This window comes from Pseudoalteromonas sp. APAL1 (assembly GCF_021532475.1).
Lineage (GTDB): Bacteria > Pseudomonadota > Gammaproteobacteria > Enterobacterales > Alteromonadaceae > Pseudoalteromonas > Pseudoalteromonas lipolytica_C.
The window spans coordinates 18,558-39,065 of record NZ_JAKGAW010000004.1; the positions used below are offsets into that span (position 1 = coordinate 18,558).

At 41.1% G+C, this 20,508-nt stretch carries 23 protein-coding genes and 4 tRNA genes; 16 read left to right on the forward strand and 11 right to left on the reverse strand.

Annotation, left to right across the window (positions count from 1 at the left end; all coding sequences use genetic code 11):
* The first annotated feature begins 76 nt into the window (after nt 1–76).
* From orn to L1264_RS03170, 5 genes are all read left to right on the forward strand, one after another.
* Nucleotides 77–622 (forward strand): oligoribonuclease, encoded by a 546-nt coding sequence (gene orn / locus L1264_RS03150; protein WP_135923411.1) that lies wholly within the window; start codon nt 77–79, stop codon nt 620–622.
* A 113-nt stretch (nt 623–735) separates the two neighbouring features.
* Nucleotides 736–811 (forward strand) — tRNA-Gly (locus L1264_RS03155).
* A 103-nt stretch (nt 812–914) separates the two neighbouring features.
* Nucleotides 915–990 (forward strand) — tRNA-Gly (locus tag L1264_RS03160).
* A 102-nt stretch (nt 991–1,092) separates the two neighbouring features.
* Nucleotides 1,093–1,168 (forward strand) — tRNA-Gly (locus L1264_RS03165).
* A gap of 252 nt (nt 1,169–1,420) precedes the next feature.
* Nucleotides 1,421–1,496: transfer RNA gene (locus L1264_RS03170), tRNA-Gly, on the forward strand.
* 70 nt (nt 1,497–1,566) lie between these two features.
* Here L1264_RS03170 and L1264_RS03175 read toward each other — a convergent pair.
* From L1264_RS03175 to L1264_RS03185, 3 genes are all read right to left on the reverse strand, one after another.
* Nucleotides 1,567–1,992: a secondary thiamine-phosphate synthase enzyme YjbQ gene (locus L1264_RS03175; RefSeq protein WP_130166180.1), complete on the reverse strand. Its 426-nt coding sequence runs from the start codon at nt 1,990–1,992 to the stop codon at nt 1,567–1,569.
* Entirely contained in the window at nt 1,989–2,456 is a 468-nt protein-coding gene (locus L1264_RS03180; RefSeq protein WP_135923412.1) for a chemotaxis protein CheX, read from the reverse strand. Before L1264_RS03180 ends, L1264_RS03175 begins: the two co-directional genes overlap by 4 nt.
* A 75-nt stretch (nt 2,457–2,531) precedes the next feature.
* Entirely contained in the window at nt 2,532–2,966 is a 435-nt protein-coding gene (locus L1264_RS03185) for a transcriptional repressor (protein ID WP_138558083.1), read from the reverse strand.
* A gap of 94 nt (nt 2,967–3,060) precedes the next feature.
* On the opposite strand from L1264_RS03185, the gene L1264_RS03190 reads away from it, so the two are divergent.
* The 9 genes from L1264_RS03190 (at nt 3,061) to L1264_RS03230 (ending at nt 9,280) form a co-directional block, all read left to right on the forward strand.
* Nucleotides 3,061–3,681, forward strand: coding sequence for a MarC family protein (locus L1264_RS03190; RefSeq protein ID WP_135923414.1), 621 nt, complete (start codon nt 3,061–3,063; stop codon nt 3,679–3,681).
* 97 nt (nt 3,682–3,778) lie between these two features.
* Complete coding sequence (locus L1264_RS03195) at nt 3,779–4,258, forward strand: hypothetical protein (RefSeq protein ID WP_135923415.1); 480 nt, start codon at nt 3,779–3,781, stop codon at nt 4,256–4,258.
* Between the two features lie 226 nt (nt 4,259–4,484).
* Nucleotides 4,485–5,462 carry a tRNA dihydrouridine(20/20a) synthase DusA gene (dusA, locus tag L1264_RS03200; RefSeq protein ID WP_135923416.1) on the forward strand — a complete coding sequence of 326 codons (978 nt, stop codon included), beginning with the start codon at nt 4,485–4,487 and terminating at the stop codon, nt 5,460–5,462.
* A 236-nt stretch (nt 5,463–5,698) separates the two neighbouring features.
* Nucleotides 5,699–6,373, forward strand: a complete 675-nt coding sequence (locus L1264_RS03205) for a PspA/IM30 family protein (RefSeq protein ID WP_235403630.1) — start codon at nt 5,699–5,701, stop codon at nt 6,371–6,373.
* Between the two features lie 10 nt (nt 6,374–6,383).
* Nucleotides 6,384–6,590, forward strand: a complete 207-nt coding sequence (locus L1264_RS03210) for a PspC domain-containing protein (protein WP_135923418.1) — start codon at nt 6,384–6,386, stop codon at nt 6,588–6,590.
* A gap of 9 nt (nt 6,591–6,599) precedes the next feature.
* Nucleotides 6,600–6,926, forward strand: a complete 327-nt coding sequence (locus L1264_RS03215; RefSeq protein WP_135923419.1) for a hypothetical protein — start codon at nt 6,600–6,602, stop codon at nt 6,924–6,926.
* Between the two features lie 80 nt (nt 6,927–7,006).
* On the forward strand, nt 7,007–7,513 hold the full coding sequence (locus L1264_RS03220) for a copper chaperone PCu(A)C (protein WP_135923420.1): 507 nt from the start codon (nt 7,007–7,009) through the stop codon (nt 7,511–7,513).
* Between the two features lie 8 nt (nt 7,514–7,521).
* On the forward strand, nt 7,522–8,508 hold the full coding sequence (locus tag L1264_RS03225; RefSeq protein WP_135923421.1) for a DUF2333 family protein: 987 nt from the start codon (nt 7,522–7,524) through the stop codon (nt 8,506–8,508).
* Between the two features lie 4 nt (nt 8,509–8,512).
* Nucleotides 8,513–9,280 (forward strand): TIGR04219 family outer membrane beta-barrel protein, encoded by a 768-nt coding sequence (locus L1264_RS03230; protein ID WP_235403660.1) that lies wholly within the window; start codon nt 8,513–8,515, stop codon nt 9,278–9,280.
* Nucleotides 9,281–9,311: 31 nt separating this feature from the next.
* Here L1264_RS03230 and L1264_RS03235 read toward each other — a convergent pair whose 3' ends face one another.
* Both L1264_RS03235 and L1264_RS03240 read right to left on the reverse strand, forming a co-directional pair.
* Nucleotides 9,312–10,199, reverse strand: coding sequence for a TIGR03899 family protein (locus L1264_RS03235; protein WP_138558040.1), 888 nt, complete (start codon nt 10,197–10,199; stop codon nt 9,312–9,314).
* Nucleotides 10,168–10,704, reverse strand: a complete 537-nt coding sequence (locus tag L1264_RS03240) for an SRPBCC family protein (protein ID WP_135923423.1) — start codon at nt 10,702–10,704, stop codon at nt 10,168–10,170. The genes L1264_RS03235 and L1264_RS03240 overlap by 32 nt, the downstream gene beginning before the upstream one ends.
* A 233-nt stretch (nt 10,705–10,937) precedes the next feature.
* Here L1264_RS03240 and L1264_RS03245 point away from each other — a divergent pair, with 233 nt between their 5' ends.
* Both L1264_RS03245 and L1264_RS03250 read left to right on the forward strand, forming a co-directional pair.
* A complete protein-coding gene (locus tag L1264_RS03245; protein ID WP_235403631.1) occupies nt 10,938–13,133 on the forward strand; it encodes a bifunctional diguanylate cyclase/phosphodiesterase in 2,196 nt (731 codons plus the stop codon).
* 121 nt (nt 13,134–13,254) lie between these two features.
* The gene (locus L1264_RS03250) at nt 13,255–15,432 is read left to right on the forward strand and encodes a YgiQ family radical SAM protein (protein ID WP_235403632.1); all 2,178 of its coding nucleotides are present in this window, start codon (nt 13,255–13,257) and stop codon (nt 15,430–15,432) included.
* A gap of 35 nt (nt 15,433–15,467) precedes the next feature.
* On the opposite strand, the gene mgtE is transcribed toward L1264_RS03250, so the two are convergent.
* The 6 genes from mgtE to L1264_RS03280 all read right to left on the reverse strand — a co-directional run bounded on the left by mgtE (nt 15,468) and on the right by L1264_RS03280 (nt 20,434).
* Nucleotides 15,468–16,826, reverse strand: a complete 1,359-nt coding sequence (gene mgtE / locus L1264_RS03255) for a magnesium transporter (protein WP_135923426.1) — start codon at nt 16,824–16,826, stop codon at nt 15,468–15,470.
* Nucleotides 16,827–17,037: 211 nt separating this feature from the next.
* Nucleotides 17,038–17,310: an HPr family phosphocarrier protein gene (locus L1264_RS03260; RefSeq protein WP_135923427.1), complete on the reverse strand. Its 273-nt coding sequence runs from the start codon at nt 17,308–17,310 to the stop codon at nt 17,038–17,040.
* An 11-nt stretch (nt 17,311–17,321) separates the two neighbouring features.
* Nucleotides 17,322–18,167 (reverse strand): RNase adapter RapZ, encoded by an 846-nt coding sequence (gene rapZ, locus L1264_RS03265; protein ID WP_135923428.1) that lies wholly within the window; start codon nt 18,165–18,167, stop codon nt 17,322–17,324.
* Entirely contained in the window at nt 18,168–18,620 is a 453-nt protein-coding gene (gene ptsN, locus L1264_RS03270) for a PTS IIA-like nitrogen regulatory protein PtsN (RefSeq protein WP_135923429.1), read from the reverse strand. It lies immediately after the preceding gene.
* A gap of 3 nt (nt 18,621–18,623) precedes the next feature.
* Entirely contained in the window at nt 18,624–18,911 is a 288-nt protein-coding gene (gene hpf / locus L1264_RS03275; RefSeq protein WP_135923430.1) for a ribosome hibernation promoting factor, read from the reverse strand.
* A 26-nt stretch (nt 18,912–18,937) separates the two neighbouring features.
* Nucleotides 18,938–20,434 carry an RNA polymerase factor sigma-54 gene (locus L1264_RS03280; RefSeq protein WP_135923431.1) on the reverse strand — a complete coding sequence of 499 codons (1,497 nt, stop codon included), beginning with the start codon at nt 20,432–20,434 and terminating at the stop codon, nt 18,938–18,940.
* Nucleotides 20,435–20,508 lie beyond the last annotated feature (74 nt).

Consider the following 20,508-nt stretch of genomic DNA (forward strand, 5'->3'; position numbering starts at 1 on the left):
CTTTAGGTCGACTGATGATACTAATATGATATATCTAAATGCGTTGGATCTAAAGGAAAGCACCGCTAAGGTAACTATGTCTTTTCATAAATCAAATCTTATCTGGCTCGACCTGGAAATGACCGGCCTCGAACCAGCAACAGATAAAATACTCGAAATTGCCACTGTTGTCACCGACAGTGATTTAAACATTTTGGCTGAAGGCCCTGTTATTGCTATTCATCAAAGCGATGAACTGCTTGATGGCATGGATGAGTGGTGTACGACTCAGCACGGTCAATCTGGTTTAACAGCTCGCTGTAAAGCAAGCACATTCACAGAGCAAGATGCCATTGAGCAAACACTGGCATTTTTGAAGCAATGGGTACCTGCGGGTGCTTCGCCTATGTGTGGTAATTCTATCGGCCAAGATCGCCGCTTTATGAATAAGTACATGCCTGAATTGGAAGACTACTTTCACTACCGTAACCTCGATGTAAGCACAGTTAAAGAGCTTGCGCGTCGCTGGAAACCTGACGTGTTAGCACAAGTGAACAAAAAAGGTTCGCATCTAGCCCTCGACGATATCAAAGATTCGATCATGGAATTAAAGGTTTACCAAGAAAAATTCTTTAATTTGTAAAAAACATTTGCAAACACATCGGATTATTGTAGAATCCTGCCCCGCTTAAGACGTTAACCCCCGCGGGGTTAGTGTGTCTTTAGCTAAACTTTTATAGTTGAAAGTTATAATTTGCGGCACTAGCTCAGTTGGTAGAGCGCAACCTTGCCAAGGTTGAGGTCACGAGTTCGAGCCTCGTGTGCCGCTCCAATTTCTCACCAAAAGAAATTGATATAAGTTTCAAGTGGAAAGTTGAAAGCACCAAGCTATTCAAACTTGTAACTTGAATCTTGTAACTAGAAACTATTTGAATGCGGCACTAGCTCAGTTGGTAGAGCGCAACCTTGCCAAGGTTGAGGTCACGAGTTCGAGCCTCGTGTGCCGCTCCAATTTCTCACCAAAAGAAATTGATATAAGTTTCAAGGGGAAAGTTGAAAGCACCAAGCTATTCAAACTTGTAACTTGAATCTTGTAACTAGAAACTATTTAAAGCGGCACTAGCTCAGTTGGTAGAGCGCAACCTTGCCAAGGTTGAGGTCACGAGTTCGAGCCTCGTGTGCCGCTCCAATTTCTCACCAAAAGAAATTGGCTTAAGTTTCAAGAGGAAAGTAACTAACTTGAAGCTTGTAACTTAAAACTAGTAACTTATTGTGCGGCACTAGCTCAGTTGCCAGAACGTTTTACCGCAACCTTCAAGGTTGTGCACCAACGGACAAATTACTGACTACTTTTGAATGCGGCGCTAGCTCAGTTGCCAGAACGTTTACCGCAACCTTCAAGGTTGTGCACCAACGGACAAATTACTGACTATTTTTGAATGCGGCACTAGCTCAGTTGGTAGAGCGCAACCTTGCCAAGGTTGAGGTCACGAGTTCGAGCCTCGTGTGCCGCTCCAATCTCTAAATAAACCCCAAAACACTTTCTTAAATATAAAGCCAAGTTTTGCTTACAGCTTACCGCTAGTTTTAGATCTGACCTTGGATTGTCGCGACAATGCGTCTAGCGCCACCATGATCTCGGTGTTCACCTAAATAGATACCTTGCCAAGTACCTAGCATTAAGCGGCCTTGATTAATTGGTATGGTGAGTTCAGCACCTAATGTACTGCTTTTTATATGGGCTGGCATATCGTCATCACCTTCATAATCATGACGATAATAACTTTGTCGTTCTGGCACAAAGTGATTGAAGTGACTTTCCATATCCATTCGCACAGTCGGATCTGCATTTTCGTTAATGGTTAAGCTTGCAGAGGTGTGCTGAATGAAGAGGTGTAATAAACCGACTTTGTACTGTGTTATCTCGGGGAGTTGACGAAGTATTTCGTCATCAATAATGTGAAAGCCTCGCGAGCGAGGCTTTAATTGAATTGTTTTTTGCTGCCAACTCATAGTTTATCAAAGCTTACTTCGATATTGGCGTTACCGTCAGCTGACGTGAATGGAATTAACACCTTGGCACCTTCGCATTTGTGAGCAATTGTATGTCCTTTGCCAGACACTACAACTGGCGTTGCCATATCAAACTCATAGCCTTTTTCGCCAAGTAAGTTTTTAGCACCACCTGTCACCATGTTAGTGATTTCACCGACCATATCGGTAACTTCTTCATCGATAGTTTCTGGTCGTTCTCCGAGCATTCTTTCCATAATGGTTAATGCTAGGCTTTCATCAAATGAGATTGAAAGTGAGCCTTTTGTTTGTGGTCCAACCATACCTATTAAACCGGAAACATCACCACGGGCTACTTCATCTTTTTTTAAACTAGGTTTACCCGGTTTCAATTCTGTTTGAGCCATGGTGCTCAATACATTTAATAATGATGATAAAAATGGGTTGATGAACTCCACATTCATTATTTAATTTCCCTCAGGTTACGCAGCCAAGCTGCAATTATAACTTAAGTGTAGTGGCTGTTCTGAACAGTGCACTTAATCTTTGCAATTTTCACACTTTCCATGTGCTTCGATAGTTTGTCCAGAGACAATAAATCCACTTTCTGCGGCGAGATTATTCAGTTCGTGAGAAATCACTGTTGAATGTAACTCTTTAACAAAACCACAGCTGTCGCAAATTAATAGTTGTACAGGGTGAATATGATCGAAATGATGGCACAACATAAAAGAGTTAGTACTTTCGATTTTATGAATAAAGCCAAGTTCAGACAAAAAATCTAACGCGCGATAAATAGTGGCAGGTTTTGCACCAGACTCAGTTAATTTAAGTTGTTCTAATAAGTCATAAGCACCTACACCACCTTGCGCACTAGCTAAAAGGCGAAATACTTTTTCACGGATAGGCGTGAAACGTGCACCACGATTGTCGCAGACTTGTTTTGCTTTACTAACGAGTGATTCTATATTCATCTTCTCTTATCCTTACGCTACCGTGATATACTAACATACTGTATTGTAGTTGCAGTGTTTTTATTCGCTATCTCGTTTTCAAGGAAGTTTGTTAATGACTGAGTTGCTCGCCGCGTTCATTTTCTTTTTTGCTGTGATTGATCCAATCGGTACGGTGCCTGTCTTTATTGCTGTAACCCGCTGGGATGATGCCAAGTTTAAACGCAAAGTTGCACTTAAAGCGGTAGGAGTGTCGGCATTAGTTTTGCTTTTCTTTGTTATTGCTGGGGAGTTGCTGTTAAACGCAATTAAAATCCCTTTATCGGCATTTCAGATTGCTGGCGGCATTGTTCTATTACTTTTTGCGCTGTCTATGATCTTTGGCGAGAGTAAGCCTGAAAGCGAAATTAAAAGTGTCCGTGATAGTACCGAAACGGCTATCTTTCCGCTGGCAATTCCATCAATTGCAAGCCCGGGGGCAATGCTCGGTGCAGTGTTGATGACACGCAATAATGAATACACATGGTTAGAGCAACTAGTTACCTCTGCGATAATGTTATCGGTGCTCATTATCGTCTTAGTGTTACTTTTATTGGCTACTCAAGTTCACAAATTAATTGGTGATAGTGGTGCCAGTATAATCAGCCGAGTGATGGGACTAATTTTATCTTCAGTGGCTGTGACGAACATTCTTGGCGGCATAGCTCACTACTTTGGTTTGAGTGTCGTTGGATAAGATGAATTAAAGTGCATTTTCAGTAATTTAAACTTTGAATATTTGTCTTCTTTTATCTAAGTTAAGAAGTAGGCAATAAAAATTTAAGGAATAGAGAATGCTACTCAAAAATGTTGTTTTATCAGTTTTTCTGATTTTTAGTTTAGGTGCTTGCATGGAGCCAACCTATGACAGTGGTAAGTTAAAAGTTATTGAAGTAACTGATCATGATTTTAAAATTAATGGTGAAAGCGCAGTAACAGTGATCATTGGTCATGCAAATGTTGCTGAGTACAGCTTTTCACTTCGTAAAAGTGATTTAAAGAAAGGTACACTTTTACAATCAGTGTCTGACAGCAACCCGAATGTTCGCGCTGATGGTACATTTTTTAGTGAATACTATGTGCAGTCAAAAGATCATGATACTCATGCATCAATTGAAATTGTTGAAATCGACCCTGTTGAAAAAGTAGCGCGTATTGCAGTGGGTGCCAAACTAGTTAACCTTAAGAACGAAGATTATAAAGAGTTAGAAATCACCATATTTGAACTTACAGGCAAAAACTTAGAACACCTCCTTAATGAAGTTAAAAGTTAATTTATCCACCATTTTGTAAGAAGTGAGTGTGTAGTCCACTTCTTTTATTCTTTTCTTCCCCATCTTTGATTATGTCATGTTGCGATTGAGCATTAGTGATATAATATCGAAAATTTTGTCAGGGCATGATGCATCTCTTAAAATTGCGTCATCGCTGTACTGAGCGTTAATCGTATTAGGTAATCAAGTTGCAAGTAAACGTATTGATCTTTAAAGGGGCCATGTTATGAGCACAACGACATTAAACCGCCGTTTTTCCGTGGCACCCATGTTAGATTGGACAGATCGTCACTGTCGAACTTTTCACCGTAAAATGACTAAGCATGCTGTGCTTTACACTGAGATGGTGACAACAGGGGCTATTTTATTTGGTAAAGGCGACTACCTTCATTTTAACCAGCATGAAGGGCCTGTGGCATTGCAGCTTGGTGGCTCAGATCCTGAAGCGTTGGCTAAGTGTGCAAAGTTAGCGGCAGAGCGTGGCTATGATGAGGTTAATCTTAATGTTGGTTGTCCTTCTGACCGTGTGCAAAATGGTCGTTTTGGTGCTTGTTTAATGGCAGAGCCGAAGCTGGTTGCTGACTGTGTTGCAGCAATGAAGGCCGAAGTGACTATTCCTGTTACAGTTAAAACGCGCATTGGTATTGATGAGCAAGACTCGTATGAGTTTTTATGTGCCTTAATTGAAGCAAGTCATGATGTTGGTTGTGATGACTTTATTATCCATGCCCGTAAAGCATGGTTGAATGGTTTAAGCCCAAAAGAAAATCGTGAGATCCCACCACTTGATTACCCGCGTGTTTATCAGCTGAAAAAAGATTATCCGCAACTTCACTTAAGTTTAAATGGTGGCGTGAAAACCATTGCTGATAGTGTGGCTCACCTTGAGTATGTTGATGGCATTATGATTGGTCGTGAAGCGTATAGTAATCCGTTTATTTTGTCTGAGGTTGATGAAAACATTTATGGTGATGAAGCCTTTACGCTTACTCGTCATCAGGTTGTGCGCTCTATGTATGACTATATCGAAGATGAAATGAGTAAAGGTGCTAACTTTTGGCATATTGCTCGCCACATGTTGGGGATTTTCCAAGGCCAACCTGGCGCGCGTGGTTTCAGACGTCACCTTTCAGAAAAGGGTCATGGTAAAGCGGCTGATTTATCTGTTATGGATAAAGCCTTAAGTTTTGTCCCAGAAGCCTAATCATTTCCCTCATTAAAAAAGCCACATTTTGTGGCTTTTTTTGATCCTAAAATTTGGTGAAAAAGTTAATTTTTTAGTCAAATTAGTTATTTTTCATTCAGTCACCAGTCAGTCTAATTCTTGATTTTTAAATCTCAACTTATTGTATTTAAATAGTTATTTATATTTTCGTGGTAGTTGGCACAAGAATTGGAATCTCCTTGATGTATTAACCCAATAATCAACAGGAGAGTCACATGGGTGTATTAAATCGCGTAAATGACATTATTCAGGCAAACCTTTCAGCTGCATTAGACAAAGCAGAAGATCCTGAAAAGCTACTGAACTTACTTGTGCAAGAAATGCAGGATGCATTGAGTGAGTGTCGTGCAACTGCAGCCACGTTTCTAACGCAAGAAAAGCAAATGAAGCGTGAAATTGCCGCTAAACAAGCAAAAGTAGCTGACTGGCAAGCGAAGGCAGAAAAAGCACTGAGTAAAGATCGTGACGATCTTGCCAAAGCGGCATTAGTTGAAAAACAGCGTTTAACTACAGAAATCGAAGCGCAACAAGCTGAAATGAATAAAGTGGCTGAGTCACTAGCAAAGCTCACTGAAGATTGTCAGCGTTTACAAAATAAGCTTGCAGATGCAAAAGCAAAGCAACTGACTTATATGCAAAAAGAGCGCGTTGTTACAGCACGTTTAAAAGTAAAAGAGCAGCTGCATAGCAGCAAAGTTGAAGATGCATTAGCGCGTTTTGACTACTTAGAGCAACGCGTTGAAAATATTGAATCGCAGGTTGAAGCGTATGAACTTACGCAAAGTGATGCGGCAAATTCAGCAGCAGCACAAATTGCAGCGCTTGAGAAAAATGACGCGATTGATAAAGAACTTGCTGATTTAAAAGCAAGTATGAAGCAATCTGCTTAGGAGTTTAGTGATGAATACATATCATACATCAACACGTTGGTACCGAGATCTAAGCAACAAGAAGATCTCTGGTGTGTGTAGTGGCTTAGCTGCACGATTAGGCTTTCCGGTATGGTCTACACGTTTAGTCATGATCATACTACTTATTCAAATGCCGTTGTTAATAGGCTTGGGTTATTTAGTGGCTCATTGCACTTTACCAGTTAAAGGTTACTAGGAGTCTTTTATGAAAACGTTAGCTATCATCATCTTAGCAATGTTATTACTGTGCACAGATACAATTTCGTTTGTATCGTTTGATACATGGCAGTTGCCTTTGTCGATTGCAGATATGAGCTGGGCTGGGCTTGAAGTGCTTGGTGCTATCATCGCAGTAATTGCCGTTGTGGCTGGGGTTGCTTTATTTACTATTGGCTTAATTGGCGCAGGTGTTGTTGCTGTGATTGGCGTAGTGCTTGCGTTTTTATTTGGCTCAGTTGTAATTGCATGGCCGTTATTGTTAATCGCCGCGTTGTGTTGGCTGGTTGCCGATAACAAAAAATCAGTGGCTTAAGCTGTGAATAAACTGCCTTAATAGCCAAAGTATGCTAAATTTAGCGGGTAAGTAGATGTCTTAACAAGGATTAAAACATAATGAAGTTGTTACCCGCACTGTCTTTTTTTACTGCAAGTTTATTATTTAGTACGTTTACATCTGCCCATAGCGGTCATGAGCACAGCGAGGTTGCAGAAGTTACCGTGAGTGACGCCCAAGTTCGAGAATTCTTACCCGCTAGTAAAGCGACTGTTGCTTATCTTACTATTACCAATCCAAGCGATCACGCCACAGTGCTTACTAAAGCCGAACTGGATGGTTTAGGCCGCGTTGAGATTCATCAGCATACGCATGTTGATGGCATGATGAAAATGCAACAGGTTCTTTCACTGGAAATTAGCGCTCATAGTCAGGTGGAGTTTAAACCTGGCGGTTATCATTTAATGGTTTTTGAACCAGAGGATGAACTAAAAGCAGGGCAAGAGCGTAAACTCACGCTATATTTTAAAAACGGCAACCGAGTTTTTACTCAAGCTAAGGTTGTGTCTTTACAAGAAATGTCTGAACAGGCTGCAAATAAGAGTGAACAACACTCACACCACTAGGAGGTACCATGTCTGAGCATAAAGGAAAAATAGCCAGCGCATTACTTATCATTTTAATTATTTTCTATGCAATTGCGGTTTACTGGAGTAGTGAGCCAGATCGCATGGATGTTGTAAACAAGGCAAAACAAGAAGCCCAACAACGGGGTGAAAAGTTTGTCACCGGTTACACAACCACGTCAACACTCATTAATGTTGCAAGTACATTGTTAAACAAACCGGGTGGCTATTTATCAAATGATATTATGCCACCAAGTGTGATGATGGATAATATGCCGGCATGGGAATACGGGGCGCTTGAGATGACTCGAGACCTGGTATTGTCGATGCGTAAAGACTTTAGTCGTTCACAATCACAGTCGACCGAACATGAGGCTCTGAAAAAAGCGCAGCCGCAATTTAATATAAGTTCAGTAGCATGGGCATGGCCAAGTGCTGAGGCTGAATATCAAAAAGGCATTGATTTACTGATTGTATATCGAACTCAAATTGCGGATCAAAATGACCGCGATAGCCAGTTTTATGCCCGTGCAGATAATCTACGTGGTTGGTTAAAAGAAGCTGAAAAACGCCTAGGTAGTTTAAGCCAACGCTTAAGTGCCAGTGTCGGCCAAGAACGCTTAAACACAGATCTAGCCGGTGATACCGCAGCCCATCAAGCAACCTATACGCCTTTACAGAATCAGGTAAAAACATCATGGTGGCAAATTGATGATGTTTTTTATGAGTCTCGTGGTGCAACATGGGCGTTGCTGCATTTTTTACAGGCAGTTGAATATGATTTTGCCGATGTCTTAGAAAAGAAAAATGCGCGTGTTAGCCTGCAACAGATTATTCGTGAATTAGAGGCCACACAAGAAACCGTGTGGAGTCCAATGATATTAAATGGTAGTGGTTTTGGCTTTGTAGCCAATCATTCATTAGTAATGGCGAATTATATTTCTCGAGCCAATGCGGCTCTAATTGAACTTAGCGAACTTTTAGCGCAAGGATAAAATGATGAAAAAGTACTGTTTAGCGGCCGCTTTATCGATGGCCTGTTTAGCTCCGACAGCGCAAGCTGACACACTATTAGGTTTATATCTTGGTGTTGATGGCTGGCAATCTGATAACAGCGGTAGTTTTGCCCAAGACGGTAATCTACAAAGCTTCAAATTTGATGATGAGACGTTTACGAGCTACTACGCAGCACTAGAGCACCCAGTACCACTTGTACCAAATATTAAACTTAAGTACACAGAGCTTGAATTAAACGGTTCAACCATGCTTGATGAAAGCTTTAGCTTTGGCGGTTCTAACTATGTGGTAGGTACAACCGTTGGTACGGTAAGTGATTTGTCACATGTTGATTATATTCTTTACTATGAGATTTTTGATAACGATTTAGTGTCTATCGATTTAGGTGTCAATGCTAAACAGTTTGATGGTGAGATTACGGTAACGGGTACATCGCAAAACGGTGGACCAAGCACTACTGAGCGTGTTGATTTTTCAGGCTTTGTACCATTAGTGTATGGCCGTGCTGAAGTTGGCTTACCATTAACTGGCTTGAGTGTTTTCTTTGAAGGTAGCTTACTGGCTATTGATGATAGTAAGGTTCAAGATTATCAAGCCGGTATTGCTTATGCGTTACTTGATAACCTTGCTATTGATATGGATATTAAAGCGGGCTATCGTTCAATGACGCTAGAGCTTGATGATATCGATGATATCTACACAGATATTGATGCTTCTGGGCCATTTGCTGGTATTCAAATTCACTTCTAAATAGATGGTGAATCTATTATTAGCTGGCAGGCTATTTTAAAGCATGCCAGCTAACGTCAAACTCATCTTCTAAGGATGTCGATAAAATATTTTTATAAGCTTTATTTATCGGTGTACTAATGAGTTTTTTAAGCTCATCACCAGTTTGAGTAAACTTATAGTAACTAAGCACCAAATCATTACTTTTAGCTTTTAATACAAGGCGCTGATTCATAAAACTAAGGGCTAACTCTTGTCCTGCTTTTAATACTGCTGATTCAATTTCTTTTCGATACAACAAGTTAATATCCATTAAAGTCAAAATATCAGGAAAACTAACAGGGGTTTTGCCCAAATTAAATGACACTTTGTTGCCTTTTCTTAATAAATCAAATAGCGACGGCTTTTTGTAAAAGCCCAAGAGAATTAAGTGACTGTGGTCTTTTTCGTTAAATCCACACAGCGAGGTGCAGCGCTGTAATGCATCGGCTTCACGCTGAGTCATAAATTTAAGCGTTTGTAAGCTTTTGATTGAAAATGTACCTGGAGCAACAGTTTCACCTGCCAATATTTTTGCCCACAGTTTTTGCATTGCAGTATTTGCAGTATCTTCGCATAAGCTAATAAAGCGCTCTATCCAATCGAAATCTGGTCGTTGTTGACCAGTTACATCGGGGCAAAACGCCATCGCCATTGCCATAATGGTTTCGATATTTTCTTGGCGCTTTATTAATTGGATTTCTTGGCGTGTATGGGCTCTGTCGAGTAATGTTGCTTCAGCTTTTACTTGATAGGGTAGCTGTTGTTGTCCTTGCGGCGAGTATTGTTCATCGTTTGTTTGATTGATTTTTACAGACGATGTTTTATGGATAGGGTATCCAAGCTGGTTTTCGATTATGTTAGCAAGATTAATTCTCGCTTGAGCCGCTTTGACTGTCATCGGTAGCAATTGCCTTTTCTGTTGTTGCTAACTGCGCATAGGTTTTTATATTGTTCAAAGCCAACTTAACCGAGTTATTAAGTATATATTGGCTTAATAAAGCGAGGTAGCCGCCAATAATAGGAGTGTTGACTTCACCTTGTAATGTGCATCTAACCTCAACGCCATCTGCGGCATTTGAAAAACGTATCTCGCCTTTTGCAATGTGCTCTTGGTTAAACAAAATATTAAACATCATTGCATTTTTATTTAGTTGGGTAATGGTCATCTCGCCTTTGCCAAAGCGACTTTGCCAAAACTGATGAGCGCCAACGCCTTGGCTTGGCTCTGCAATTATAAATTCAATACTTGGGTCAACTGCTTGCCAAGGTTGCCACTCAGGCCATTGGTTAAAATCACTAACCAAACCTGCGATTTCTTCGGCGCTTGCTGATATTCTTATCGACTTATCAACAGTGTATTGTTGAGAAAGCATTAAACCCACCACAAGCGCGATGAGTGTCATAACAAATAATGCTTTTAAACTCACAAAGAATAATTTAATAATCTCACCTCAGGCAATAGTTTTATATCTTTCATAACATTATACGTATCTTAGGCTATAATCTTTTTGATACGACTGTATATGTTATCACTAATGTACCACAGTCGAATAAGTGATAGAATTTTTATGCATCGTTGTAAAGTGGAGAGTCACCATCGATACAGTTTTACGGTGTTCACTTTAAGGAATTATTAATGACATCAGACAGTAATGACTTTTTATTTAACGACCAAGATGATGAGCAGCTTCTCGAAGAAACTGTATCTGATTTTTGGGATGTATTAATAGTCGATGATGATCCTGAAATACATTCTGTCACTAAGCTAGCTTTATCTGGGGTTGAGTTTTGGGATAAAGGCTTGCGATTCCATCATGCCTACTCTGGTGCAGAAGCGCTCGAATTACTTAAAAAAGACCATTCTATTTCCGTTATTTTACTTGATGTTGTGATGGAGTCAGATGATGCTGGCTTACAAGTTGTGAAGCAGGTCAGGGAATGCCTAAAAAACCATAATATTCGTATTATTCTTCGTACTGGTCAGCCAGGGTATGCCCCTGAAGAAAAAGTAATCCGCGAGTACGATATTAATGATTACAAAACTAAAACTGAGCTGACTCGTAGTAAATTGATTACTTCACTGGTAACAGCTATCCGTTCTTATGAACAAGTTTGCCAGCTCGAATTTCAAAGCCGCGCATTGAACAATATTCTACTCGCCTCGAAGGCTATTTTAGGCTTTACCGATATCAAAGCTTTTACCATGGCTGTATTAAAGCAGCTTTCGTTTATTTTAGATTGTGAGCCTCACGGCTTACTGTGTGGTTCGATTGAAGATGACGATCGGGTTTTTGTTTTGGGCGGTGGCGCTGAATACAACGATGTAATTGGTCAGCGAATTGAGCAGCTTGATAATGGTCGTATCATTTTACAAGTGAAAAACTGCTTAGCACAAGGTGAGCATCAACATACTGAGCTTGACAGTACCTATCTACTAAAAAGTAAAAATCGCCAAGCCGCGATTTACTTAGAAACTAATCAAACGCCAAGCCCATCGCAGTTACAATTTGCCGAGATCTTTTTAACCAATGTAAGTGTTGGTCTTGATAATGTGCGCTTGTTTAACCGTTTATGTGATGCAGCGTATAAAGATATTTTAACAGGTCTTCCTAATCGTAATGATTTTATCAACAAAGTAGAGCGCTTTTATCAGCCCGGTAAAACAGACTATGTTTTTTTATTGATTGATGTTGCCCATTTCTCTGATATCAATAATGGTTTAGGGCAAGAAATTGGTAATTTGCTTTTAAATGCCATTGTTGAAAGGCTGCAACAAGAGTATCCAGATGCCGAGCTACTTTCTCGAATAGGTGCTGATGTGTTTGGTTTGATATTACCAAAACAGCGTTATGACCTTGAGCAGTTACGCGAACATCTTAGTTTACCTTTTACTGCTGGCGAACATATTTTACCTATCAATTTTAAGATTGGCTTGTGCCTTCAAGGTGACTTTCAGAAAGCGGGTATTGAAACACTAAAATTGGCATATATAGCTTTGAACCAAGCTAAAAAGAATTCCTCTGAAATGGTCGTCACGTATACTCCAGAAATGGAAGAACAGATGGCATGGCGCTTAGGGATTATTAGGCAGCTTCGTCAAGACTTTGAACAACGTAAACTTGAAGTGTGGTTCCAGCCGCAACTAGATTTGAATACATTAGAGATCATTGGCTGTGAAGCATTGCTACGTTGGCCGTCAGGGAATGGCCAATATATTTCCCCGGCTATATTTGTTCCCTTGGCTGAAGACGCAGGTTTAATTGTTGAAATAGGGCAGTGGGTACTAGAACAAGCATGTTTACAACAAAAGCGTCTTGAACAGCTTGGCTTTAACATTAGTGTTGCTGTAAACGTTTCAGTGCCACAGTTTAAAGTGAAAGGTTATGCGCAGCAGGTTAAAGACACTCTAATAAAATATGAAGTTAAGCCACAGTTTATAGAGCTTGAAGTAACCGAAAGTGTGGTAATGGACGAGCTGAGCAATGTTATTACCACTCTTGAGGAGTTAAAAGCATTTGGCATTGAAATTGCGATTGATGACTTTGGTACAGGCTTCTCATCGTTGAGTTATTTGCAAAAACTGCCGTTAGATAGACTCAAAATCGACAGAGCATTTATAAAAGATCTACCAGGTAAGGGGTGTGAGGCTATCGCTGCGTTAATTATTTCTTTGGGTGCAAGATTAGGTCTAAAAACAATTGCAGAGGGAGTTGAAACACAAGCACAAGCTGATTATTTACTTGAGCTTGGTTGTGATGAAGTACAAGGATTTATGTACGCTAAGCCTATGCCTGAGAACGAGTTAATCACATATTTACAAGCCAAACATTAATTAGCTTAGCTCTTGACCCTAGTTACTTGCAGCGCCCTTCAATGTGAAGGGCGTTTTGTTTTCTATAATAATCTATAAGAGTGGGTTATAATTCGCCCCTTTTGTTAGCAGAGTACACTTTATGAGCGCATTAAAAGCCGAGCGAGGCCTGTTTTCTTACCCTAAGTATTGGGCTGAATGCTATGGCACGGCGCCATTTTTACCAACCACCCGTGCAGAAATGGATGCATTAGGCTGGGATAGTTGCGATGTGATTATCGTCAGTGGCGATGCCTATGTTGATCACCCAAGTTTTGGTATGGCTGTAATTGGCCGCATGCTTGAGTCTCAGGGGTTTCGCGTTGGTATTATTGCTCAGCCTGATTGGAACTCAAAAGATGCCTTTATGGCGTTAGGTAAGCCTAACTTATTTTTTGGTGTGACTGCGGGCAATATGGACTCGATGATCAACCGCTATACTGCTGAAAAGCGTATGCGCCATGATGATGCATACACGCCGGGTAACATAGGTGGTAAACGTCCTGATCGTGCTGTGGTTGTGTATAGTCAACGCTGTCGTGAAGCTTATAAAGATGTGCCGTTAATTATTGGTGGTATTGAGGCGAGTTTACGTCGTATTGCGCACTATGATTACTGGCAAGAAAAAGTACGCCGAAGTGTTTTGTTTGATGCCAAAGCTGACATTCTAATTTACGGTAATGCAGAGCGTCCGCTTGTTGAAGTTGCGCACCGAATTGCTGGTGGTGAGTCGGTTGATACCATTCAAGATATTCGTGGTACCGCGGTTATTCGAAAAGAGCCTTTGCCGGGCTGGCGTGGCAGTGACTCTACGGCTATCGATAAAATCGGTAAGATTGATCCAATTCCAAACCCGTATGGTGCAGATGATGTCGGTTGTAGTAAGTCTGAGTTTAAACAAGCGGGTATTGATTTAAGCGCTGAGGCTGCCAAGCCAATCACTATTCAGCCTGCGCGTCCTAAGCCATGGGAAAAGACCTACGTTAAGTTACCAGCGTATGAGCAAGTGAGTGTAAATAAACCGCTTTATGCCCATGCGTCGCGTATTTTGCACCAAGAAACAAATCCAGGTTGTGCACGTGCCTTGTTTCAACGCCATGGCGACCGTTCTATTTGGGTGAATCCGCCAGCATTTCCGCTTGAAACTGAAGAAATGGATGGCGTATTTGGTTTGCCATATCAGCGTATTCCGCACCCAAGCTATGGCGATGAAAAAATTCCTGCCTATGAAATGATTAAAACCTCGGTGAACATTATGCGCGGGTGCTTTGGTGGTTGTTCTTTCTGTTCGATTACAGAACATGAAGGACGCATTATTCAAAGCCGTTCAGAGCAATCAATTATTGATGAAATTGAGCAAATTCGTGACAAAGTACCGGGCTTCACAGGGGTAATTTCTGACTTAGGTGGCCCAACAGCGAATATGTATAAATTGCACTGTAAGAGCAAAAAGGCCGAGAGCACGTGCCGACGTTTATCATGTGTTTATCCTGATATCTGTAAGCATATGGACACCGATCACACCCCAACGATTGAGCTTTATAAAAAAGCCCGTGATGTGAAAGGCGTGAAGAAAATCTTGATTGCGTCAGGCGTACGCTATGACTTAGCAGTAGAAGATCCACGCTATGTAAAAGAGCTGGTTACTCATCACGTAGGCGGGTACTTAAAAATTGCCCCTGAACATACCGAGGATGGCCCACTATCTAAGATGATGAAGCCGGGCATGGGGGCTTACGATAAGTTTAAAGAGCTATTTGATAAATACTCAAAAGAAGCCGGTAAAAAACAGTATTTGATCCCGTATTTTATTTCTGCACACCCAGGAACGAAAGACGAAGACATGGTTAACATGGCGTTATGGTTAAAGGCCAATGACTTTAAGCTTGATCAGGTACAAAATTTTTACCCGTCGCCAATGGCCAACGCAACGACAATTTATCATACCGAGATGAACTCGTTACGTAATATTAAAAACAATACTGAACAAGTGCCTGTGCCAAAAGGGGCACGTCAGCGTCGCTTGCATAAAGCTATTTTACGTTATCATGATCCTGCCGGCTGGCCGATGATCCGCGAAGCTCTTAGAAAAATGGGCAAAGCGAATCTAATCGGTAAAGGGCCAAACTGTTTGGTGCCTGAAGAGAGTCGCAACGAAAAAGCAGCAAATAGTAAAGGTGGTAAAGGCCGTGCGGCACTTACACGCCACACTGGTTTTAGCCAATTCAAAAAGGCCAATACCAAGCCTAGAGTAGGTAAAAATAAGCAGCGCGCAAAGTAAAAGATATAAATGGCCCTTAAAGGGCCGTTTTTATATTAGATCAATAACCAGGTTGCGGTGCCTAAAAAGGCAAAAATACCAACAATATCGGTGACGGTTGTCAGCACCACACTGCCGGCGAGGGCTGGGTCAATTTTCATTTTCTTAAGAATTAACGGAATACTCGCACCCGCGATACCAGCGGCAACAAGATTCATAAACATCGCAAACGCTAAGACCGCACCGAGCTTAAAGTCCCATTGCCATAGGGCAACCACACCAGCAATCAATATCGACCAAATAACGCCATTCAGTGCGCCTATCGCCAGTTCCTTAAGTAATAAGAAGCGTTGGTTTGTTTGGTTGATATGGCCAACCGCTATACCACGAATAACCAGTGTTAATGTTTGGCTACCTGCAACACCACCCATTGAAGGTACGATACCATTTAGTACCGCCAAAATAGGCAAGATTGCTAAGGTGTTTTCAAAAAAGCTTGCCACAATTGCTGCTAGCAATGCGGTTAATAAGTTAACTCCCAGCCAAATAGAGCGACGCTGCGAACTTTTGAGTACTGGCGCAAAGGTATCTTCTTCGTCGTCAAGACCAGCAAGGCTTAACATGCTGTGTTCAGCATCTTCACGGATGACGTCAACGATATCATCGATGGTAATACGACCAAGCAAGTGAGCGTTATCATCAACAACAGGGGCTGAAATCCAGTTATGACGCTCGAACAATTGCGCTACATCACTTTCATCCATTGAGATCAGGATTGACTCACACTCTTCATCCATTAAATCACGAACAATTTTATCCGATGAGTTGGTCAGTAATGTGGTTAACGAAAGCGCGCCTAAAAAGCAGTTATGTTTATCAACAACGTATAAGTCATCCGTACCTTCTGGTAGTTCACCACGCAAGCGTAAATAGCGCAGGACTACATCTAAGGTAACATCTGGACGGATTGTTACCGTATCGCTGTTCATCAGGGCACCGGCTGAACGCTCTTGGTACGACAGTGCCTGAGTTGCCCTTTCTCTATCTTGCGAGTCCATTGCACTGACTACGTCTTGATAAACGGTGTCAGGAAGGCTACGAAGAACTTCACCTAAGTCATCGTCGTCCATGTCTTCGGTTGCAGCAGCAATGTGCTCAGGCTCCATCTGAGCAATAATACCTAAACGTACGTCTTCAGAGAGTTCTTCTAAAACATCACCACGCACATCTGGGTCTACCAACTGCCATAGCATGCGACGAATTTTATGGGGAGATGACTCTAATAATAAAGCGGTATCACACGGAGCTGTTTTAGCGAGCATGCCTCGCACCTGAACAAATTGTCCACTATTGAGTGACTTGGTCACTTGTTTAAGTTGTTGTAGTGGGTAGTCTTGTTCAAAGGCTTCTGGCATTGGCGTCCTTACAACTGAAAATAGATTAATACAGATTCTGCAAATACAGCATAGTTGCTAAGTGGTGTATTTGCAGGATATCTTCACACTGCGATAAAATTATTAAGTGCTTTGTATTTTTAAGGTGTGAACGATATAAAAGTAGGATATTTAAAGAGAATTATAAATACCTGAACTAAGTTTAACTTAAACGGTTAAGCCTTAGCAAACGCTATTCTTGTTCATGAAAGCGTTGTGCAATTAATTCTCCAATTGCGTTCAGTGCAGCCTCTGCATCTGGGCCTTCACATACCACACGCACTTCTTTACCTTGGCTACTTTCAAGTAACATTAAGGCTAAAACACTATCACCTTCAGCTTCTTTATCGTCTTGATAAAGCATAATTTTAGCATCAAATTGCAAAGCAAGTTGTGCTAAAACAGTGGCTGCTCGTGCGTGCAAGCCAAGCTTATTTTGAATTAAAAACGTGTCTTCTGCGTGCATCTGGCATCCAATTAAATATCTTGCTCGCGATGGCGGATTTTTACGTTCGCATGCGTTTTTGAAAAGCTATCACCAATGGTCTGCGCTAAATATACCGAGCGATGTTGCCCGCCAGTACAGCCAATTGCGATAGTAAGATAGCTTCGATTGTTACGCTCAAGGTGAGGTAACCATGTTTGCACAAATGTTTGAATTTGCCATGTAAATTTTTGCACTATGCTATGACTTGCAAGGTAATCTTTTACTGGTTGATCTAAGCCTGTGAGTGGCTTTAGATCTGGCTCCCAATGTGGATTTGGTAAAAAACGTGCATCAAATACGTAATCGGCTTCTTTAGGAATACCATGTTTAAAGCCAAACGACATAAAGGTGATAATCAGCTTTTTATCTTTTTTACCTAAGATCTTTTCACGAATAGATTCAGCTAACTGATGAACACTCAGGTCGGTGGTATCAATCATAAAATCAGCGCGCGTGATCAGTACATCCAGTAATACTCTTTCTTGCTTAATTGCTAAATCGAGTGGCAGCGAGTCAATCGATAGAGGATGTAAGCGTCGCGTTTCAGAAAAGCGTTTGATCAGAGTTTGGTCATCACTGTCTAAATAGAACAGTGTTGGGTTTGCGAAACCTGGCAGGTATTCAAGAATATCATTAAACTCTTGCTGCTCTTTCGGTAAGTTACGCACATCTATGCTGACTGCTATTTTGTCATAGTTGTCTGAAACGCTACGAACAAGCGAAGGTAATAAGTTGACTGGGATATTATCAACACAGTAGTAACCCAAGTCTTCAAGTACACGTAAAGCGACCGATTTACCTGAGCCTGAGCGACCGCTGATGATAATTAATTCCATTTATGCCTCTGCTGATATGACCTGAAACAGTTCGTGGTCTGTTTTGGCGCTACGTAACTGTTTACAAAACTCCTTATCTTTTAGTCTATCAGCAATTGTCGATAAGGTCTTTAGGTGAAGTTGGCTGTCTCCATCTGGTACGATGAGTGCAACGAAAATATCCACAGGTCGGTTATCAATTGCGTCAAAATTGATTGGGGATTCACTCACTATGACAAATGCCTGTGGTTGCTCTGCACCACTCATGCGGCCATGTGGAATAGCAATGCCACGACCAATACCTGTACTGCCTAATTTTTCTCTATTGAGTAAGGCATCAAGGACGTCTTGTTGAGATAAATGAGGAAGCTGCTGGTGAGCCAGCTCGCTGATATATTCAAGGATTCTTTTTTTGCTATTAAAAAGGACCGCAGCTTTGCTGCAGTCCTGGTTAGTAAGTGAACTAAGTTTCATAATTTAGTGTCGAGCTAATTTCTCTTTGTGTTTAATGACTTGACGATCTAGTTTATCGATTAGCGAGTCAATGGCTGCATACATATCTTGGTGTGCAGTTGAGGCAAAGAGCTCGCCTCCATTTACATGTAAAGTTGCTTCTGCTTTTTGGCTTAATTTTTCTACATCTAGAATGACATGTACATTATTAATGTGGTCAAAATGCCTTTCTAGTTTTGCAAACTTGCTGTTTACATAGTCTCTTAATGAATCAGTGATTTCTACATGACGACCAGTTAAATTTAGTTGCATAAGCATTTTCCTTCTATGTAAAACGTCTAAATCAAACTCTTACGCTGATTAGACGGAGGTATCGCTAGAGACTCTCGATATTTTGCAATTGTGCGTCTAGCTACTTTAATTCCTTGCTCAGCCAATATATCTGCAATTTTACTATCACTCAATGGTTTAGCTGAGTTTTCTGCAGCGATAAGCTTTTTGATCAAAGCGCGAATTGCTGTTGATGAACACTCACCACCGTTTTCTGTGCTGACATGGCTTGAGAAGAAATATTTCAACTCAAAAATCCCGCGAGGGGTGTGCATGTATTTTTGTGTTGTAACACGTGAAATTGTCGATTCATGCATTTCGACCATTTCTGCGACATCGTTCAGCACCATTGGTTTCATGGCTTCTGGGCCATGTTCAAAAAATGCTTGTTGTTGCTGTACGATACAATTGGTCACTTTTAAAAGTGTATCGTTACGGCTCTCTAAGCTTTTAATAAACCATTTAGCTTCTTGTAAATGAGAGCGAATAAACTGGCTATCGCTGCTCGATTTTACTGAGCGTGACATAGCTGCATATTGGCTATTCACTCTAATTTTTGGCATACAATCTGGGTTTAATTCAACGACCCAACGACCTTTAACTTTTTTAACCGATACATCGGGTATAACGTACTCAGACTCTTCGCGAACTATGCTGTCAGCTGGCTTAGGGTTTAAGCTGTGGATCAGCGTCATTACTTCTTTTAGTTCGCTTTCTTTAAGCTTAGTCTTTTTCATCAAAGTGCGATAGTCGCGACTTGCTAATAATTCAATATGCTCAGATAAAACCATTTTAGTTTCAGCTAAATACGGCGTACTCGCATCGAATTGGCGAAGCTGGATACATAAGCACTCTTGTAAGCTACGGGCACCAATCCCTACTGGATCAAACAACTGTATTCTCTTTAAGACCGCTTCGACTTCATCTAGTTCGATTTCTTCTTCATCATTATTTTGATTAAAACTTTCGACTATGTCTTCGCAGCTAACAGTTAAAATACCTGAGTCATCAATTGCCTCTACGATGGCGACAGCGATCGCTTCATCGGTTGGGCTAAATGGTGTGAGTTGTAATTGCCACATAAGGTATTCATGGAGGGTTTCAGTCGATGCACCCTGATAAATTGACTCATCTTCAGGCATTGGACCTGATGATGTTGATGGGGCAGCACTCATGTACTCATCCCATGTCACATCCATGGCTAAATCGTCACTAACGGTGTCTTTGTTAAGGGCATCGCTGCTTTCTTGTTCGTACTCACTCGGCGCTTCTTCGGCCGATGCACTTAGCTGAGTATCATCAGATTCAGCTTTTTGCTCGTTCTTACCAATGTTTTCATCGTTGTAATCTGCTTCTTCCACTTCAAGCAGAGGGTTACTATCAAGTGCTTCTTGAATTTCTTGCTGGAGATCCAATGTACTAAGCTGCAGCAAGCGAATTGCTTGTTGCAGTTGTGGAGTCATTGTAAGTTGCTGGCCCATGCGCAGCTGTAATGATTGCCTCATGTATCCCTAACAATCCTTTTATGTGTTATCGACACCTGTGCAGTCACAGGTAAATTTATATCGATTTATTGTCA

Coding starts and splice junctions, on each gene's coding strand:
- hpf (WP_135923430.1), bottom strand. CDS start 18,911: ATGCAACTAAATTTAACTGGTCGTCATGTAGAAATCACTGATTCATTA.
- L1264_RS03205 (WP_235403630.1), top strand. CDS start 5,699: ATGGGTGTATTAAATCGCGTAAATGACATTATTCAGGCAAACCTTTCA.
- L1264_RS03210 (WP_135923418.1), top strand. CDS start 6,384: ATGAATACATATCATACATCAACACGTTGGTACCGAGATCTAAGCAAC.
- mgtE (WP_135923426.1), bottom strand. CDS start 16,826: ATGCCAGAAGCCTTTGAACAAGACTACCCACTACAACAACTTAAACAA.
- L1264_RS03225 (WP_135923421.1), top strand. CDS start 7,522: ATGTCTGAGCATAAAGGAAAAATAGCCAGCGCATTACTTATCATTTTA.
- L1264_RS03260 (WP_135923427.1), bottom strand. CDS start 17,310: ATGCACGCAGAAGACACGTTTTTAATTCAAAATAAGCTTGGCTTGCAC.
- L1264_RS03215 (WP_135923419.1), top strand. CDS start 6,600: ATGAAAACGTTAGCTATCATCATCTTAGCAATGTTATTACTGTGCACA.
- ptsN (WP_135923429.1), bottom strand. CDS start 18,620: ATGAAACTTAGTTCACTTACTAACCAGGACTGCAGCAAAGCTGCGGTC.
- L1264_RS03175 (WP_130166180.1), bottom strand. CDS start 1,992: ATGAGTTGGCAGCAAAAAACAATTCAATTAAAGCCTCGCTCGCGAGGC.
- L1264_RS03180 (WP_135923412.1), bottom strand. CDS start 2,456: ATGAATGTGGAGTTCATCAACCCATTTTTATCATCATTATTAAATGTA.
- L1264_RS03230 (WP_235403660.1), top strand. CDS start 8,513: ATGAAAAAGTACTGTTTAGCGGCCGCTTTATCGATGGCCTGTTTAGCT.
- L1264_RS03190 (WP_135923414.1), top strand. CDS start 3,061: ATGACTGAGTTGCTCGCCGCGTTCATTTTCTTTTTTGCTGTGATTGAT.
- rapZ (WP_135923428.1), bottom strand. CDS start 18,167: ATGGAATTAATTATCATCAGCGGTCGCTCAGGCTCAGGTAAATCGGTC.
- dusA (WP_135923416.1), top strand. CDS start 4,485: ATGAGCACAACGACATTAAACCGCCGTTTTTCCGTGGCACCCATGTTA.
- orn (WP_135923411.1), top strand. CDS start 77: ATGTCTTTTCATAAATCAAATCTTATCTGGCTCGACCTGGAAATGACC.
- L1264_RS03195 (WP_135923415.1), top strand. CDS start 3,779: ATGCTACTCAAAAATGTTGTTTTATCAGTTTTTCTGATTTTTAGTTTA.
- L1264_RS03250 (WP_235403632.1), top strand. CDS start 13,255: ATGAGCGCATTAAAAGCCGAGCGAGGCCTGTTTTCTTACCCTAAGTAT.
- L1264_RS03280 (WP_135923431.1), bottom strand. CDS start 20,434: ATGAGGCAATCATTACAGCTGCGCATGGGCCAGCAACTTACAATGACT.
- L1264_RS03245 (WP_235403631.1), top strand. CDS start 10,938: ATGACATCAGACAGTAATGACTTTTTATTTAACGACCAAGATGATGAG.
- L1264_RS03240 (WP_135923423.1), bottom strand. CDS start 10,704: ATGACACTCATCGCGCTTGTGGTGGGTTTAATGCTTTCTCAACAATAC.
- L1264_RS03185 (WP_138558083.1), bottom strand. CDS start 2,966: ATGAATATAGAATCACTCGTTAGTAAAGCAAAACAAGTCTGCGACAAT.
- L1264_RS03220 (WP_135923420.1), top strand. CDS start 7,007: ATGAAGTTGTTACCCGCACTGTCTTTTTTTACTGCAAGTTTATTATTT.
- L1264_RS03235 (WP_138558040.1), bottom strand. CDS start 10,199: ATGACAGTCAAAGCGGCTCAAGCGAGAATTAATCTTGCTAACATAATC.